At 39.4% G+C, this 13,301-nt stretch carries 11 protein-coding genes and 3 pseudogenes; 12 read left to right on the top strand and 2 right to left on the bottom strand.

Going from position 1 to position 13,301, the window contains the following annotated elements:
- Positions 1 to 26: 26 nt before the first annotated feature.
- From F7731_RS27370 to F7731_RS26960, 6 genes and pseudogenes are all read left to right on the top strand, one after another.
- Positions 27 to 191: a hypothetical protein gene (locus F7731_RS27370; protein ID WP_425482036.1), complete on the top strand. Its 165-nt coding sequence runs from the start codon at positions 27 to 29 to the stop codon at positions 189 to 191.
- A complete protein-coding gene (locus F7731_RS27130; RefSeq protein WP_281352586.1) occupies positions 163 to 291 on the top strand; it encodes a hypothetical protein in 129 nt (42 codons plus the stop codon). Before F7731_RS27370 ends, F7731_RS27130 begins: the two co-directional genes overlap by 29 nt.
- Positions 230 to 502, top strand: a pseudogene (locus F7731_RS27365) (DnaB-like helicase C-terminal domain-containing protein). Before F7731_RS27130 ends, F7731_RS27365 begins: the two are co-directional and overlap by 62 nt.
- On the top strand, positions 489 to 737 hold the full coding sequence (locus F7731_RS21455) for a hypothetical protein (RefSeq protein WP_151536848.1): 249 nt from the start codon (positions 489 to 491) through the stop codon (positions 735 to 737). Before F7731_RS27365 ends, F7731_RS21455 begins: the two are co-directional and overlap by 14 nt.
- A gap of 569 nt (positions 738 to 1,306) precedes the next feature.
- Positions 1,307 to 1,903: pseudogene (locus F7731_RS21450) on the top strand (AMP-binding enzyme); the annotation flags it as partial.
- 68 nt (positions 1,904 to 1,971) lie between these two features.
- Positions 1,972 to 2,295: pseudogene (locus tag F7731_RS26960) on the top strand (OsmC family protein); the annotation flags it as partial.
- 140 nt (positions 2,296 to 2,435) lie between these two features.
- Here F7731_RS26960 and F7731_RS21440 read toward each other — a convergent pair.
- Both F7731_RS21440 and F7731_RS21435 read right to left on the bottom strand, forming a co-directional pair.
- Entirely contained in the window at positions 2,436 to 2,897 is a 462-nt protein-coding gene (locus tag F7731_RS21440; protein WP_151536846.1) for a DinB family protein, read from the bottom strand.
- 170 nt (positions 2,898 to 3,067) lie between these two features.
- Positions 3,068 to 4,729 (bottom strand): amidohydrolase, encoded by a 1,662-nt coding sequence (locus tag F7731_RS21435; RefSeq protein ID WP_151536845.1) that lies wholly within the window; start codon positions 4,727 to 4,729, stop codon positions 3,068 to 3,070.
- Positions 4,730 to 5,109: 380 nt separating this feature from the next.
- On the opposite strand from F7731_RS21435, the gene F7731_RS21430 reads away from it, so the two are divergent.
- The 6 genes from F7731_RS21430 (at position 5,110) to F7731_RS21405 (ending at position 13,204) form a co-directional block, all read left to right on the top strand.
- Entirely contained in the window at positions 5,110 to 5,676 is a 567-nt protein-coding gene (locus F7731_RS21430) for a DUF4256 domain-containing protein (protein WP_151536844.1), read from the top strand.
- 404 nt (positions 5,677 to 6,080) lie between these two features.
- Positions 6,081 to 7,478, top strand: coding sequence for a sodium:solute symporter family protein (locus F7731_RS21425; RefSeq protein WP_246197378.1), 1,398 nt, complete (start codon positions 6,081 to 6,083; stop codon positions 7,476 to 7,478).
- Between the two features lie 35 nt (positions 7,479 to 7,513).
- Positions 7,514 to 8,671 carry a CaiB/BaiF CoA transferase family protein gene (locus F7731_RS21420; RefSeq protein ID WP_151536843.1) on the top strand — a complete coding sequence of 386 codons (1,158 nt, stop codon included), beginning with the start codon at positions 7,514 to 7,516 and terminating at the stop codon, positions 8,669 to 8,671.
- Positions 8,672 to 8,683: 12 nt separating this feature from the next.
- Positions 8,684 to 9,823, top strand: coding sequence for an acyl-CoA dehydrogenase family protein (locus F7731_RS21415; protein WP_151536842.1), 1,140 nt, complete (start codon positions 8,684 to 8,686; stop codon positions 9,821 to 9,823).
- A gap of 98 nt (positions 9,824 to 9,921) precedes the next feature.
- Positions 9,922 to 11,565, top strand: coding sequence for a urocanate hydratase (hutU, locus tag F7731_RS21410; RefSeq protein WP_151536841.1), 1,644 nt, complete (start codon positions 9,922 to 9,924; stop codon positions 11,563 to 11,565).
- 31 nt (positions 11,566 to 11,596) lie between these two features.
- Positions 11,597 to 13,204: a helix-turn-helix domain-containing protein gene (locus F7731_RS21405; protein ID WP_170289770.1), complete on the top strand. Its 1,608-nt coding sequence runs from the start codon at positions 11,597 to 11,599 to the stop codon at positions 13,202 to 13,204.
- Positions 13,205 to 13,301 lie beyond the last annotated feature (97 nt).

The following is a 13,301-nucleotide window of genomic DNA, read 5'->3' as shown; positions in this document are numbered from 1 at the left end:
GCGTCATCAAGCACTTTGATGACCATTTGTCCATTTCAACGGCATTTGCTGAGATTTATGAAGTCCCATGGCAAGAAGGGAAGCAAATAAAAGGGATTCCTGTGGGGATTAAGCGTTTGGATCAAATGATGACCGGTTTTCAAGCAGGGGAGTTGACGGTCATTGGGGTGGAAACACGCACTTGCAAGTGACGGAAATTTCACTGGAATTAAAAGTACTCGCCAAGGAAATGACTTGCCCTGTTCTTTTACTTGCCCAATTAAATTGATCGGTGGAGCAAAGGAAAAATAAACGGCCTTTAATGTTGGACATCCGTTAATCGGGGAGTGTCGACCAAGATGCAGACGTTATCATTTTTCTCTACCGCGATACGTACTATGATCAAGCTTCTGACCAGAAGCAGCTGGAGTTGATCATATTAAAAAATCGCAACAGCCCTGTTGTTACCGTTTTTGTTAGAAATAATCAATTTACGGAGAGAATTGACGATGTCAATGATTGAAACCCTTTATGATGGCGCTTTTCGCTATGAGGAGCATGTCCTTGCTCATTATATATTATGCTTAGTTCAAGAGGGGGAAATTTCATTGGATGATAGGGATTCAGTTTTATTTGAAGTTCAGCCTGATATAGAGAAACTGACAAAAATGATTGAAATCAATTTTCTGCGTTTTTGCAAGATTAATATGTATGCACTGAAGGTGGAAGATCGGAACTGGGCATTGAATTGTCGGTAATCGCTTTCTGAGTTTCCGGGAATGGTGAAAGGAACAAAGCGAATTTCCTTGTTTGGTTGGGTATTTTGATACGTGCCCCGTTAAGATTTTTAACGCAATGGGGGCATAATAATAACCTTCGTTTTAGGTTCAAAATGGACACCGTGGAAATCAATTAAGTTCAAAGTAAGTGAAGCTTTATGTTACTTTTTCATATCGGGCGCAATCCTGGAATAAGCGCTCTTTTTTCATTATAGGGCCAAAACCAAAAATAATACTAATTAAACAAAAAAAAGATTAATTTCCTAAGCGAACATATGAACAAGATCTCGTTTCCCCACCTCTATATATTTTCAAACCCATTTTCTTCTGCAGTTTCTTGAAAATGTTTAAGGAGCTTCTTCATTGGAATGGTTGTTTTTCCAATGCTGAATCATGTTCGGAAGTATGGAGAAGCCAGGCTCTTGAACAAAATTGATATATTATGTATCTTAATTTGCGAAGCCGGATATGAAAATTAAGGAAAGGAACATTAGTCTGAATATTAATAATTATTCGATTTATTATTGACCAGAAGCGCATTGTATGGGGTTTCTGGAAGTATGGGCTTACCTATTCCTAATACAGATTGTAAAATTGTAGATATAGATGATGGGATTACTGAAATGGATATTCATGAACCAGGAGAATTAATCGTGAAAGGTCCACAGGTGATGCAGGGCTATTGGAATCGAGAAGAAGATACAGCACATACTTTAAAAAATGGATGGCTTTATACAGGAGATATTGCTTATATGGATAAGGAAGGCTATTGCTTCATCGTCAGCCGCAAAAAAGATGTGATCATTGCAGGAGGGTACAATATTTATCCTCGAGATGTAGAAGAAATGATATACGCGCACCCCGATGTACAAGAAGTAGTAGTAGCGGGAATTCCTCATGAATACCGTGGTGAAACGGTAAAGGCTTATATTGTCCTCAAAGAAGGAGCCCAAATCGCTGAAGAAGAGATTGTATCCTTCTGCAGTAAAAGGTTAGCCAAATATAAGATCCCCACAGCTGTAGAATTCCGAAAGGCGCTCCCAAAAACAACAGTAGGTAAAATTTTGCGCCGTAAATTAATCGAAGAGGAAAGCAAGGGAGGAACCCTCCATAGCCAATCTTCAAACAAACGTTTATCTCTATAAATGTTTCGGGGGTATGCCAGGAATCTAATCTAAAAGTTTGTAATGTTATGAAAGATAATTTGATATAGGTATCTGGTGATGACCAATACGGATTTCGCCCCTATTAACTATTGGTGTCATCTATTGCAGTTTGTAGCGAAGAGGAGTTTTACGTAAAGATTTAGAAAGAATGCGAATTTCCTATCAAGATATTAAAGTTCAAGCGGATATAGAAAGAAATGAAAAGGCAGCGAATCGAATCGAAAAGATTCACCTCCATTTTGTGATATTAGGAGAAGACTTGAATGAGACGAAGATAGGCTTTAGTTGTCACTAGGAAAAATTGTGCCATGGTGCAATCTGTGAAAGATAGTATTGAAATTACGGCGTCTTTTAAAATAGAAGAGATATAATGAAAACATGGGGTGTATTTTGGGGCAAGATCTTGAAATTATTAGTGAAGAAGATTTTATGAAGTTGTTGTAAATAATTTGAAAATGATGAACAAAGGGTGCCTGACCTCAAGTGGGGGATAGGTACCTTTTTTTACATTTTATTTAGCTGTTTCAATAACCCGTTTCATTGCTTGAATTTGTCCTAAATGTAATGATTCATGGAATAGAGCAAAGTTTGCGAGTTCGCCAAATGTTTCTTGTCCGAGAAACGGCTTCGCAAGTCGTTCGTTTAAGTTTTCAGCTGGAATTTCCTTAATCCGTTTTAATTGTTCTTTTAGCTGTTCAGACAATTCACTCACCGAAGGAACTTCCCCTTGCCAGTCCGCTGGTTTCGTCCCATCGCCAAATAGCTCTACATAGTTCGCCGGCAGGTGGTTTGATTTATTTGGAAAGCCAAACATAAATTGCTCAGCCACCGTTAGCACATGGCCAATATGCCAATGTAACGTATTGTTAAACCCTTCCGGTTGAATATCAAGAATGCTTTCATCTAATGCGTCCACATTTTTTAGAAAATATCTTCTTGCAAACTCAAAATGTTTAAACACTAATTCACTCATCTGATAAAGCCTCCCTATAATATGATATTAATCCTATTTTATCTCAAAGTTTGGAAGCCCCATAAGGAGTAATAATCCTGTATGGGGCTTTGTTGTTTATTTCAGGTTCTTTAGTTGTAATCAGAAATGTATCAAATGGCTAGAGTGCCAGACCCTCACCACAGTTATGCTTAAAACACCAGGGAACGGGCACCTTTTTTAGGATTCTTTTTTCCACATAGATCGTTGCGGTCATATAACACTTCTCCATTAACCATCGTTAGTTCAATTTTGACATCCTTCAATTTTTCTTGATCAACATGTAAAATACTTTCACTTAAAATCGTAAAGTCAGCCAGTTTACCGACTTCAATGCTTCCTTTTATATTTTCCTCGAAGCTTGCATATGCACCATTCCATGTATAGGCACGAATTGCTTCTAATACGGAAATGCATTGATTTTCGCCGACACCTTGACCGTCCGTTGATTTTCGGTTTACAGCTGCATGAATACCGAGCATCGGATCTAGGAATATTACAGGAGCATCTGAAGCAAACGCGGCAACAATGCCTTTATCAATATAATCACGGGCCGGATACATATATTGCACACGATCACCGTAATACTCGAGATAACGTTCACCGTTTACATACATAAATGCTGGATTAGGAATCGGAACGACGCCAAGCTTTTTCATCCGATCTTGTAAATCAGGCGAAGCAATGCCCGCATGCTCGATGCGATGACGATGATCTTCCCTCGGATGTTCGCTTAAAGCCGCTTCAATGCAATCTAATATCATCTCTATGGCGCGGTCACCTTGGGCATGCGCCGTAATTTGAAATCCTTTTTTATGTGCTGTGCCTAAAATACGATTTAATTCGTCCTGGCTATAATAAATAATTCCGTAATCATCTTGATTATGAGAGTAAGGCTGACGGGTAGCAATGGTCGGCCCGACACTGCTGCCGTCAGTAAAAAGCTTCGCAGGGCCAATTCTAAAGCGATCATCTCCAAGACCAGTAATCGGTCCAGCACTTACCATTTTTTCAACAAATTCATGTGAATTTGTCAAAGAGCCGATTAGTGCATACACTCGCACCTTTACTTCTCCAGCATTAATGGCCTGCTGCATAATTCTTAAGGAATCTGCTCCATCTCCATAAGCACCAGCATCATGAACACTTGTAATCCCCGCTTGAATGAATTCATCTGATGCAAGCTTCATCCCTTTGCGAATTTCATCTTCTGCATAGGCAGCATATTCAAATAACTGCATATGCGCATTTTCAATCAGCTTGCCTGTTAGCTGGCCATTCGAATCCCGTTCAATGATCCCACCATCTGGATTAGATGATTGTTCTGTAATACCTGCTATTTCAAGTGCTTTACTGTTGGCTATCGAAGTGTGGTTACATGTGCGGATGATGACAATTGGATGGTCAGTTGAAATCGCATCTAGTTCATCCTTTGACGGAAAACGATTTTCCTTTAATGAAGATTCTTTAAAGCCCCAAGCACGTACCCATTTTCCTTTGGGCGTTTCTTGACATTTTTTTCGCAAATCAATGAAAATATCATCAAGGGACTTTATATGTGGAGCAATACAGCTTACACCTAATAAATTGGTTCCATAAATCGTTAAATGCAGGTGGGCATCATTGAATCCCGGAAGAAGGCTTTTTCCATTTACATTAATAATCTCAGTGTCCGCCGTTCGATACGATAAAACCTCTTCAGTGGACCCAACGGCTAGAATTCGATTACCTTGTACGGCCACTCCTTCTGCGATGCTGTTATGTTGATCGACGGTTATTACCTCGCCATTAATAAAAATCTTATCTGCTTTCATTATATCTATCCCTTCTGTAGAAAATTAGAACTATGAAAATAATTCCTAGATTACTACTTTGTAAAAAGCGAAACATCATTGATTGATTTCGTGTTATTCTAATAGTTAAACTTTATATAAATTATTAGATAATACCTTTAGACAATATGTAAAATGATAATCGTTATGAAGTTTATATTATGTAAAAAGGTGATGGCATACAGGGGGATTCAGGGCAAAATATTAGCAGCCAAATGCTTAAAAACACCAGGGGATAGGCAGCCTTTTTGAAACTGTATGATTGTTAATAATTATACATACTTTGTGATGCAGTGTTACAATACTACCGGAGAAGTTTAGTCCTTATACAATTATTGGTAAAAACTAGGAGGGGAACTAATATGTCAAAGATAAATAAGGAGTTGTCTCTAGAACAACGTGAAGAACTACTCGGAACTTTGAAAGCCCGTTTTGAGAAAAACATGCACCGCCATGAAGGTCTTGAATGGGGGAAAGTACAAGCTAAGGTCGAAGCTAATACTGAAAAACTGTGGTCGCTCAATGAAATGGAGGAAACTGGCGGTGAACCGGATGTTGTCGGCCATGATAAAGAGACGGACGAATATATTTTTTATGATTGTTCAGTGGAAAGTCCTAAAGGTCGCAGAAGTGTTTGTTACGACCTTGAAGCGCTGCAGTCAAGAAAAAAACACAAACCAGAAAATAACGCTATTGAAATGGCAACTGCCATGGGCATTGAACTTTTAACGGAAGAACAATACCGGGAGCTGCAGAAACTTGAAAATTTCGATATGAAAACGTCGAGCTGGGTGCAAACACCTGCTAATATTAGAAAACTTGGTGGAGCCATCTTTTGTGATCGTCGATACGACACTGTCTTTGTGTACCACAATGGAGCAGAATCCTACTACGCTGGAAGGGGGTTCCGTGGATCGCTAAGGGTCTAAATTTAGGATAAGGTGCCTGATTTCCTCTATAGTAATGCTTTAAAACAAATTACAGCAGTGCTTTAAAACATCGGGGGACAAGCGCCCGTTTTATGGAAATATTAGTAGTCCATTATTCTGTAACTACGCAATATTGAAGTATTAAAAATAATTATCTATAGAATCTATATACATCTAACCAGCCCTAATTCCTTTTGAGGAGTTAGGGTTAAAATTTTTTAGGGGGTTTTCATAAAATGATATGAAACTACTAGGTGCACAAATTTCGAAAGTATCGTATAAAAGTGGACTAATTCTTAAGAAAAGGCACTTATTGCTTAGAAAATAAAGTGTTAAGATTCAAATTATACAGAACATTGAAGTGGACTACCTTGAAAAGACGAACATTGAAGGGAGAAATGCTGATGAATATGATTGATGTGGCAATTATTATTACCTACTTCTGTGTGATCGCTATAGTAGGAGTAATAGGGATGAAACGAGCGAAAACCTCAGAGGATTATACGGTGGCAGGGAGAAATTTGAACTTCTTTATGTTTACTGCTTGTCTTTCTGCACTTACGCTTGGAGGAGCAGCAACGATTGGAACGGCAAAACTTGGGTATCAATTCGGATTGTCGGGAATGTGGTTTGTTTTTTCACAAGGTTTGGGGTTAATCATTATTAGTCTTTTTTTAGCAAAGAAAATCTTTAATTTACGTGTTATAACCATTGGTGAAATGTTGGAAAATCGCTTTAATGTTGAGGCGCGATTAATCAGTTCTCTTGTTTCTGCCACCTATACTACGATGTTAACAGTGACGCAGGTGATTGCCATTGGAAGCGTTTTGAATGTTTGGGTCGGTTGGAATAGTACCGTTTCAATTTTGGTTGCGGGCGGTATCGTTATGTTTTACACCGTTTTAGGTGGAATGTGGTCCGTAACGATGACGGATATTGTTCAGTTTGCGGTTATGACTATTGGTATTTTCTTTATAATGCTGCCGCTAAGTCTTCAAAAGGTAGGAGGTTTTTCTGGATTGCAAGCTAGTCTTCCTGTGGGGCATTTTAATCTAACAGCAACAGGTGGACTGGATATTTTAAAAAGTATCATGCTCTACACATTAGGGATCGTAGTTGGCCAAGATGTCTGGCAGCGTGTGTTTACGGCAAAAAGCCTAAAAGTTTCAAGAATCGGTATGATTGCCTCCGGCGGTTATTCCGTTCTGTATGCCGTTACCGTCGCGATTATCGGGATGTGCGCTCTCGTTGTCGTGCCAGATTTGGCTGTACCTCAAAATGCCTTTGCGACCATTGCGATGCAAGCCTTACCAGTGGGTGCTCTAGGCTTAGTATTGGCAGGCGTCCTTTCAGCTCTCATGTCAACGTCATCAGGAACATTGCTTGCTTCTTCTACTTTAATTGTAAATGATGTTATAAAAAGGTTATTTATGCAAAATATGAGTGAAAAGCGCTTTTTACAGATTTCAAGAATGACAACATTGGCAATAGGTATTTTTTCAATCGTCTGTGCATTATGGATTCAAGATGTGCTTGCAGCTCTAGATATTGCTTTTGCTGTACTATCGGGAGCATTATTCTTTCCAATTATCCTAGGGTTCTTCTGGAAACGTGTCTCTGCACGGGCAGTCTTTTACTCGATTATTGCGAGCACGGTTGTAATTGGAATCAGCTTAGCCAAGTACGGCACTACATCAATCATTCCTATTTTATATGGATTAATTACGAGTATCATTATCATTCTCATTCTTACAATTGTAGAAGCATTAAGGAAATCAGCCTCTGATCATATTCAAATGTAATATTAAAAAATTATAAAAGGAGAAGGTGAATCACAATGACACAACCTCTTGATCAAATTAAGGTTCTTGACTTTACGAGAGTACTAGCCGGTCCTTATTGTACGATGCTGCTTGCAGATATGGGAGCGGAAGTGATCAAAATAGAAAAGCCCGGTATAGGAGATGACACGAGGGGATTTGGTCCTTATCAAAACGATGAAAGCGGTTACTTCATGTTTTTGAACAGGGGGAAAAAGAGCATTGAGCTTGATTTGAAAAGCCCGGAATCAATCACAGTAATTAAGGAAATGGTGAAGGAAGCAGATGTAATAGTGGAAAACTTCCGTCCAGGTGTCATGAAAAAACTTGGCTTAGATTATGAAAGCTTAAAGGAAGTGAATCCTCATATTGTTTTTGCTTCGATTTCCGGATTTGGGCAGTATGGACCTTATAGCCAAAGACCAGCATATGATTTAGTTGCCCAAGCAATGGGTGGGTTAGCAAGTATTAACGGACATCCAGATCAACCACCAACACGTGTAGGTTCTTCACTCGGTGATATGAGTGCTGCCTTGTATGCGGCATATGGAATCATGACGGCTTTATTTCATCGCGAGCGTACAGGTGAAGGTCAATATATTGATGTGGCAATGGTTGATTCAATCTTTTCACTGTTAGAAAGCAATGTGATGCGATACACAATAGAGAAAATTGCCCCTAAGAGAATTGGCAGTCGTCACCCAATTAGTTCACCGTTTGATATTTTTAAAGCACAAGATGGCTATATTGTCATAGCAGTGGCTAATGATCCCTTATTTAAGCGATTATGTTTAATCATGAATCAACCGGAACTTGAGAAGGATGAAAGGTTCTGTCGGGATGCATTACGAACGGAACATGTAGACGAATTGAAAGTAATTATTGAGAAATGGCTCCAAGCTTATACGGTGGCAGAAGCGGTTGAATTAATTAACGATGGCGGTGTTCCGAGTTCGCCAATCTTAAATATTCAAGAGATTTGTGAGGATGAGCATATAGCCGTTCGGGAAATGCTCGTTGAACTAGACCACCCAGTTGCAGGCAAAACGAAAATACTAGGGAACCCGGTGAAATTTTCGAAAACACCACCAGTCATTCAAAAACCAAGCCCATCATTAGGGGAACATACAGAGGAAATTCTCAATAAATATAAAAATATGACTTTAAAAAACTAGGGGGAATAGGATATGAATTTTGAACTGACAGAAGATCAGCAAAGTATTCAAAAAATGGTGCGTGATTTTAGTAGAGATGTCCTCCAGCCAAAGGCGGCGGAACTGGATGAGGAAAATCGCTTTCCAACTGAGCATATCCCGAAATTGGCGGAATTAGGGTTAATGGGCATTGCTTACCCAGAGGAAGATGGAGGTGTAGGAGCAGATTCGATTGCGGAGGCGATTGCTGTCGAGGAGATTACATATGCCTGTGCTGCAACAGGCTCCATCCTTACTGCCCATTATTTAGGGATAGATGGTCTTTATCTTGCTGCGAATGATGAGCAACGGAAAAAATATTTAGTACCTGGTTGTACAGGGGAGAAATTATTTGCCTTTTGCTTAACTGAGCCGAATGGCGGGACCGATGTATCGGCGATGAAAACGACTGCCAAACTTGTTGGCGATGAATACGTATTAAACGGCTCGAAAATTTTTATTACAAATGGTGCCTACGCAGATACATTAGTTGTTTATGCAAAAACCGATGTGGAGAAGGGTTCGAAGGGAATTAGTGCCTTTATCGTAGAAAAGGGGACTCCGGGATTATCATACGGAGCTGGAGACGATAAAATGGGAATTCGCGGTGCAAGGACACATGAAATTATTTTTGAAAACTGCCGCATTCCAAAGGAGAATCTTGTCGGCAAAGAAGGAGATGGGTTTAAAATTGCGATGACGGTTGTAGACCGAGGACGGATTGGAATTGCATCAATGGCCATTGGTCTGTCACAGGCGGCGTTAGATGCAGCTGTTTCTTTTTCTAAAGAGCGTGTTGCCTTTAATCAACCCATTTCACAGTTCCAAGGCTTGCAATGGATGTTTGCTGAAATGGCGACAGATCTAGAGGTAGGCCGCCTGTATACGTATTATGCCGCCAGCCTGAAGGATAAAAAAGGCTACAGATTGTCAAAGGAAGCTTCAATTGCCAAGTTATTTACTTCCGAAGCTTCTAATCGCATTATTCACAAAGCAGTGCAAATTCATGGTGGATCTGGTTACGTGAGGGAATATCCGGTGGAACGTTTTTATCGTGATCAACGGATTTTGGAAATCTTCGAGGGAACCTCTCAGGTGCAAAAGATGGTCATCGCTAATGCAGTCTTAAAATGACGGAATCTTAGGTAAAAAGAGGAAAGAGCAAGGATAATGGCGAATACAATTTTAGGTAGTTCATTCTGCACTTTTTGGAATTAAGGGAGAGGAATTTAATGTTTCGAACGATCCAGTCGCCAATTGGAAAGGATCTTTCCTGTAAAAGCTGGGAAACCGAAGCTTTATTACGGTTATTTCTAAATAGCCTTGATCCTCGGGTTGCCGAAAATAGTGATGAATTAATTGTTTACGGCGGAAGAGGAAAAGCCGCCAGAAATAGAAAGGCAATGGAAGCTATTATCCATGAGCTAAAGCAGTTAGATAGTGACCATACTTTATTAATTCAATCCGGAAAGCCTGTAGCGACTTTCCGGACTTTTCCGTTTTCACCTCGTGTTATTGCTTCTACGGCCATGGTTGTTCCGAACTGGGCGAATGATGAATATTTTTCGATGCTCGAAAGTAAGGGTTTAACGATGTATGGCCAGGCAACTGCAGCCTCCTGGTCATATATAGGAGTGCAAGGTGTATTGCAAGCGATATTTGAAACGATGAGTGAGATTGCAAGCCGGTATTACGAAGGGACGCTTAAAGGAAAATTGGTGTTGACCTCGGGTTTAGGCGGTATGGGGTCAGCACAGCCTTTATCTGTTACGATGCATGGCGGAGTCTGTATTGTAGTTGAAATCGATGAAGCAAAAATAGATAAGCGTTTAGTTAATAATTATTGTGATGTAAAGGTTCATACACTTGATGAGGCGTTAACGTTGGCAAATGAAGCAATCAAGGCGGAAAGGGCGCTTGCAATTGCGCTTCATGGCAATGCAGCTGATATCTACTGTGAATTAATTCAAAATGGTGTAACGCCGGATATTGTTACTGATCAAACCGCGGTTCATGATTTATTAAATGGCTATGTCCCAAGTGGATTAACATTAGAACAGGCGAACTTTCTAAGAGGAAAGAAACCGGAAAAATATTTAGAAATGGCTGCAGAAACAGTTACAGCACATGTAGAAGCAATGTGTCAATTCCAGGAACGGGGATCAATCGTTTTTGATTATGGCAATAATATTCGCGGTCAGGCATATAAAGCGGGTTATGAGAAAGCTTTTTCCTTCCCAGGCTTTATCGCTGAATACTTACGTCCGCTCTATTGTGAAGGAAGAGGACCTTGCCGCTGGATAGCACTGTCAGGAAACCCAGGAGATATATACAAAATCGATGAAGCGATTTTATCCACTTTTCCAAGTGACGAACGGATTTGCCGTTGGATTAAATTTGTCCAGGAAAGAATTTATTTCTATGGACTCCCGGCCCGTACTTGTTGGTTGGATTATCGTGAGCGGAGCCAAATTGGGGAACTAATTAATAACATGGTGGCAAAGGGCGAGCTCCAGGCACCTATTGCGATTACGAGGGACCATTCAGAGGGCAGTACAATGGCTGCACCGACAAGAGAAACAGAAGGAATGCCGGACGGTAGTGATGCAATAGCGGATTGGCCTATTCTTAATGCCTTGACTAATGCTGTTTCTGGGGCAACGATGGTCAGCATCCAGCATGGAGGAGGCGTTGGAATTGGAAACTCGATTCATTCTGGTATGACAGCTGTAGCGGATGGAAGCTTAGATGCTTTAAAAAGATTAAAAAATTTACTAACCATTGATCCAGGATTAAATATTATTAGGCATGCAGATGCTGGCTATATCGCCGCTAACAACAGGGCTCGTGAACTAGGATTAAAAAGACCTTTGTAACAGTTATTTTGTGAAGAAGGGTTGTATGGTAATGAAGAACAACATATTAATCGTTACGGAAGATAAGAGCCTTTTTACAATCGTTCAGCATGTAAACGAACTACTCGGTTCTCCATTTTTTCTTAAAAAGGCAAAAGATAACGAGAAACCCTCCCGTGCTTCAATAGTTCTTTTAGATTTAGATCATATAACCGAAAAACAAATGGCTGTTTTTAACGGATTTTCCTATTTGGTTGCGATCAAAGAGTATTTTCAACATGATGAAATAAGAAAGCTTTTTAAAAAGGGTGCCTTTGATTGCTTAAAAAAACCTGTAACCGAGGAGGATTTTTATAAGCTTTTTCAGGATATTACGAAAACCCAGCAGCATTCCTTATTTTCATCTGGAAAGAGTGAACAGGAGGAACTAGCCAAGGACGATTTGAAAATGAGCTTGGCTTATGATTTGATTTTCGGCAATGTAAAACATTCCAAGAAAATATGGGATCGTAGTCAATTTGCAGGATTGTCTACAATACCAAATACATGCTTGACGATTTGTATCGATGATTTTTACCGGCTGATGAAGAACAAAAGTGAAATATGGCGTCAATCTATAAGGAATGAGATTATTGATTCGGTTCATGTGTATTTTGCCGAGAATAGAGTGGAGGAAAAGATTGTTATCATTAATGGTCCGGAAAAAGTTGTCGTGTTGTTATCGTTGCCAGTGCAAAATAATGTCTTAGAGTATAGAAATATATCAATCAGTTGTGCAGAGAAAATGAAACAAATCATTAAGGAGTGTACAGGGCATTCCGTCACAATTGGAGTGGGCAATTATTACGAGGATGCAAGAAACCTTCATTTATCTTATCAAGAATCATTGCAAGCCTTGGAGAATAAATTTTTTACTGGGAGTAACACTGTCATTCATATTAATGATGTAGATCCGTTTACGAATGAAATGTACCTTTTGCAGATGAATGAAATAATGATCATGGCTAATCAGTTAACGATGGGGGATGTGGAAAGCGTAAAAAGCAGTTTAAACAGGGTTATTAACATGATTTCTTCCCAAATAAATATTAGTCCAAAATTATTTAAGATCCAAACATTAGATTTGCTTTCCACCTTGTCACAAGCAGCGATCAACGGGGGAGCTCACGTAAAAGAGGTTCTAACGACGCAATTGCACTATGCGAAGGAATTATTAGCCCTCGAAAATTTAGATCAAATATGCCAATGGCTTCATGAGGTTATCGATCAACTTTTAGATCTCATCCTAAGTAATCATAATGAAAGTAGTATCAAGTCAGTCCAAAAAGCGTTATTTTATATTAATAATCATTTTACAGAAGAAATCTCCTTAGAGAGTGTTGCTAACCAAGTACATTTAAGTACCAACTATTTTAGCCATATTTTCAAAAAGACTACTGGTTCTTCCTTCATTGAATATCTTACCCATTTGCGAATGGATAAAGCCCAATCATTGCTAATGGATTTAACTTGCACCATCTATCAAATATCATGCGATGTGGGCTATAGTAATCCACGATATTTTAGCAGGGTGTTTAAATCTTATTTTGGCGTGACCCCGAGTGAATTTAGAAATTCAATGTTAGTCACAAATATAGCAAAGAAAGTTAAAACAAGCTAAAAGGTACATGGTATGCTATGTGCCTTATTTTTGTGCTTGATTAAGAGACGAAGAATGCATGGGATGATAAGTATTCTGTTTATTTGAAGTTCCGTAG

Origin of the sequence: Cytobacillus depressus, assembly GCF_008923245.1 — a bacterium.
Classification (GTDB): domain Bacteria; phylum Bacillota; class Bacilli; order Bacillales; family Cytobacillaceae; genus Cytobacillus; species Cytobacillus depressus.
Note: the sequence above shows the minus strand (reverse complement) of the source record. Positions and strands in the feature narration are given on the sequence as shown.

Excerpts from the sequence above, each read along its gene's own strand:
- F7731_RS21440 (WP_151536846.1), bottom strand. The coding sequence starts at position 2,897 with ATGAGTGAATTAGTGTTTAAACATTTTGAGTTTGCAAGAAGATATTTT.
- F7731_RS21415 (WP_151536842.1), top strand. The coding sequence starts at position 8,684 with ATGAATTTTGAACTGACAGAAGATCAGCAAAGTATTCAAAAAATGGTG.
- F7731_RS21435 (WP_151536845.1), bottom strand. The coding sequence starts at position 4,729 with ATGAAAGCAGATAAGATTTTTATTAATGGCGAGGTAATAACCGTCGAT.
- F7731_RS21455 (WP_151536848.1), top strand. The coding sequence starts at position 489 with ATGTCAATGATTGAAACCCTTTATGATGGCGCTTTTCGCTATGAGGAG.
- F7731_RS21425 (WP_246197378.1), top strand. The coding sequence starts at position 6,081 with ATGAATATGATTGATGTGGCAATTATTATTACCTACTTCTGTGTGATC.
- hutU (WP_151536841.1), top strand. The coding sequence starts at position 9,922 with ATGTTTCGAACGATCCAGTCGCCAATTGGAAAGGATCTTTCCTGTAAA.
- F7731_RS21420 (WP_151536843.1), top strand. The coding sequence starts at position 7,514 with ATGACACAACCTCTTGATCAAATTAAGGTTCTTGACTTTACGAGAGTA.
- F7731_RS21405 (WP_170289770.1), top strand. The coding sequence starts at position 11,597 with ATGAAGAACAACATATTAATCGTTACGGAAGATAAGAGCCTTTTTACA.
- F7731_RS21430 (WP_151536844.1), top strand. The coding sequence starts at position 5,110 with ATGTCAAAGATAAATAAGGAGTTGTCTCTAGAACAACGTGAAGAACTA.